Annotated in this window: 2 protein-coding genes; both read right to left on the bottom strand. The window is 65.9% G+C overall.

Going from position 1 to position 3308, the window contains the following annotated elements; translation table 11 throughout:
- Positions 1 to 182 (bottom strand): LpxD N-terminal domain-containing protein (locus AC1DYX_RS29600; RefSeq protein WP_477265567.1); only part of this gene is annotated, 182 nt, incomplete at its 3' end.
- A gap of 187 nt (positions 183 to 369) precedes the next feature.
- On the bottom strand, positions 370 to 3308 hold a 2939-nt coding region (locus tag AC1DYX_RS29605; RefSeq protein ID WP_477265569.1), incomplete at its 5' end, for a TonB-dependent receptor.

The following is a 3308-nucleotide window of genomic DNA, read 5'->3' on the forward strand; positions in this document are numbered from 1 at the left end:
GCCAGGATCAGCGCCGCCGCCCGGCTGTGCGCGGCCTGGGCGCGCAGCCGGCTGTTGCTGAGAAAGCTGATGTCGGTGGCGCCCGCGCGGTCCAGCGGGGCGATCCGCGTGACTTCGATGTCCGGGTCGCCCTCCAGCCGCCCGCCGAAGCGTGTGACCAGCTCCGTGAGTCGTGTGCCCATGCCTTTGTCTCCTGTCGCGTCGTTGCGTTCGTATGCGTTCGACAGGGTGCCGGAGCGACGGTTCCGGCGCGCGAAAAGGAAACGGAAGCGGTGTGAGCCAGCGCAAAAGAAAAAGCCCCGCTCGCAACCGGCGCGCAGCTTGCCGGTCGAAAGCGGGGACAAGGGACGTAAAGGGACAGCTATGCGATCAGAACTTGCCGCGGATGCCCAGCTGGAAGGTGCGCCCCGGATCGTACGACGTGAACTGCGCGTTCGGGAACTGGAAGTAGCCTTCGCGCCGCGCCTTGTTCAGGTTGACGATGTCGAACGTGATCGTCGGCCAGTTGTCGCGGTCCAGCACCTGCTCCAGGTCCACGCTGGACGAGAAGTCGGCCTGCTTGTACGAGCGGCCGTACAGTGCCGCCAGGGTCACGCCGCTCTGGTTGGCGTTGGCGCTCTGGCTGCCCTGCTGGTACTGGTGCGAGATGCGCGCCATCCAGCCGTGGTTCTCGTAGTAGAAGCCGAAGTTGTTGCTCTTCTTCGGCACGTTCAGCGCCACGAAGCCTTTGGTGCCCTCGCCGCTCGCGCTCTGGTTGATCAGCGTGGCCGTCTCGCTGAAGCCGAAGCCCTTGATCGGCAGGACCTTGTCGAGCGGCTGGACCCAGCCGATCTCCAGGCCGCGCACGGTCAGCACGCCGGCGGCGTTGCGTTCCTGGCTCATCACGACGGTGGCCACGTCCGGACCGCCGCGCGAGTTGATCGCCACCTGCTGCGTCGGGATCAGGTTGTTGTACGTGATGCCGTAGGCGGCCAGGGCGGAGAACGGCATCGTGAGGTTGTCGATCACGGTGAAGCCCTTCACCTTCTTCTGGAACACGGTCAGGCTGACATAGCCTTCACGTCCGGTGTACCAGTCGATACCGAGGTCGATATTGTTCGACAGATAGGGCTTCAGTCCCGGGCTGCCGATCGTGCCGACGTCGGCCGACGTGCCGCTGAAGTTGATGCCCGGACGCAGCGAGTTCGGGTTCGCGCGGGTCATGCTCTTCGACAGCGCGATGCGGGCCACGACGTCCTGGCGCAGCGTGATGGCGGCGGTGGCCGACGGCAGCGTGTCGTTGTACGTCGTGTCCTGGTACACCCACTCGGTCTGGTTCGGGTACTTCGAACCGTTCAAGGTCAGGGCCGCATTGCGCGGGTCGCTGAACGAGTTCAGGGAGCCCACTTCCTGCCTGGTGCGGACATAGCGTACGCCGGCGTTGTAGCGCACCGGGAAGCTGGCCAGTTCGGTCTGGCCGTTGATCTCGGTGTAGAAGCCCGTCGTCCGTTCACGCACATAGCCCGAGCTGGCGCCCGTCGAGGAGCTGGTGGAATCCGGCGCGCTCGAGTTGTATGCGTCGTAGTTCGAATCCTTGCGGAAGCGGTCCCAGTCGACGACCAGGCGCCCGTACGGCCCCTGCACGAGGTAGCTGGACAGCTTGTTCAACGGGATCAGCGAACCCTGGTACACGAGCGGTGCCGTCTGGCCGGCCGTGTAGCCGGTGCCGTAGCCCGGGTACAGCGCGGCGGCGCTGGCGCCCGGCGTGCCGGCGCCGTCGCACGGCGGTGCGCCGTTCGGGCCCTGGATGAAGACGGACGGGTTGTTGCCGCAGACGGCAGCCTGCCAGGCGGCCGAGTTGTCCTGGCCGCGGATGCGACGGTCGATGTCGTCGTAGGCGAGACCGGCCTTCAGGCTCAGCTTCGCATCGCCCCAGGTCAGGTCCGTGTGGAAGCCCTTCGTGCTCGTCTCGCGCACCTCGTTCTGGATGTTGACGCGGCCGCCGGCCCAGACGAAGTTGGCCGGGTTGTTGACGTCCTGGTTGAACGTGATGCTGGGCACGCCGCCGTTGTTCTGGAACGTGGTGACGAGGCCGCTGCCTGCGGCCGTGATCGGCATGACGGTCGGCGCTTCGTGCGAGAACGACGACTTGGTGGCGTTGGCCTGGGCATCCAGTTTCAGGGTCGGGGTGATCTTCCACTCCATGCCCGGGTTGATGCCCTTCAAGGTGGTGCGGTCGCGACGCGGGCCGAACTCGATGAAGTAGGTCGCGTTGGAGTACGTGCCCGACGTGACCGTGCACCCCTGGCTGCAGTCGTTCTTGTCGACCTGCATGTTCAGCGGGATCGCCGCGTTGTTGCGGACCGCCCAGGTGTAGGCGATACGCTGCATGTCGTCGTCTTTCTTGCTGTACAGCGTGTCGACGTAGAAGTGCAGGTTGTCGAGCGGACGCCATTCGGCGCTGATGATGGCCGAGCCCTTGTCGCGCGTGCCGAAGTAATCCATGAAGCGGCCCAGGCGCGGCACGAGGGCGTTGTCGATCTGGTCGATCGTCAGGCCCGGATTGTGCGCCAGCAAGAATGCCTGGTCGATCGGCGTGCCCGCCACGAGGCCCGCGCCGGCCCCGGCCGGGACGGTGGCCGGAATGGTCCAGTTGCCGCCGCCGGTGCTGTTGCGGGTCGGCGACGAACTCTGGGCGGCCGTCAGGTTCGGATTCGTCAGGCCCACGGTCTCGTAGCCCCGCGTGTGCGCTTTCTGGCGGTTGACGGCGATGCCGGCCAGGAGACCGAACGTATCGCCCCAGGTCTTGCTGGCCAGGATGGAACCGCGGCCGCCGACGCCGTCGGCGATCTGCTGTTTCTGCGCCGTGCCGCTGTACGACACGTGGGTGCCCGGATTGTCGAACGGACGCGCGCTGCGCATGTTCACGACGCCCGCGGCGCCGCCTTCGATCATGTCGGCCGTCGGGCTTTTGCTGACGGTCAGTTTAGTGAACAGATCGGTCGGCAGCAGGTCGAGGTCGATCTCGCGGTTGGTGTTCGCGCCGTCGATCGGACCGGACGACGCCACGGCCATCTGCGCATTGTTCAGCAGGATCTTGGTGAAGCTCGAACCCAGGCCGCGGATCTGGATGTTCATGYCCTCGCCCGTCACGTCGCGCGCGATCTGCACGCCCGGCACACGGCTCAGCGATTCGGCGATGTTCTTGTCGGGGAATTTACCGATGTCTTCGGCACTGATGGTGTCCTGGAAGCCGACGGCTTCCTTCTTGTCCTTCGCCGACGACAGCAGACTGGCGCGGTAGCCGGTCACCTTGACGACGGCAGTAT

This window comes from Massilia sp. P2_C2, assembly GCF_056404615.1.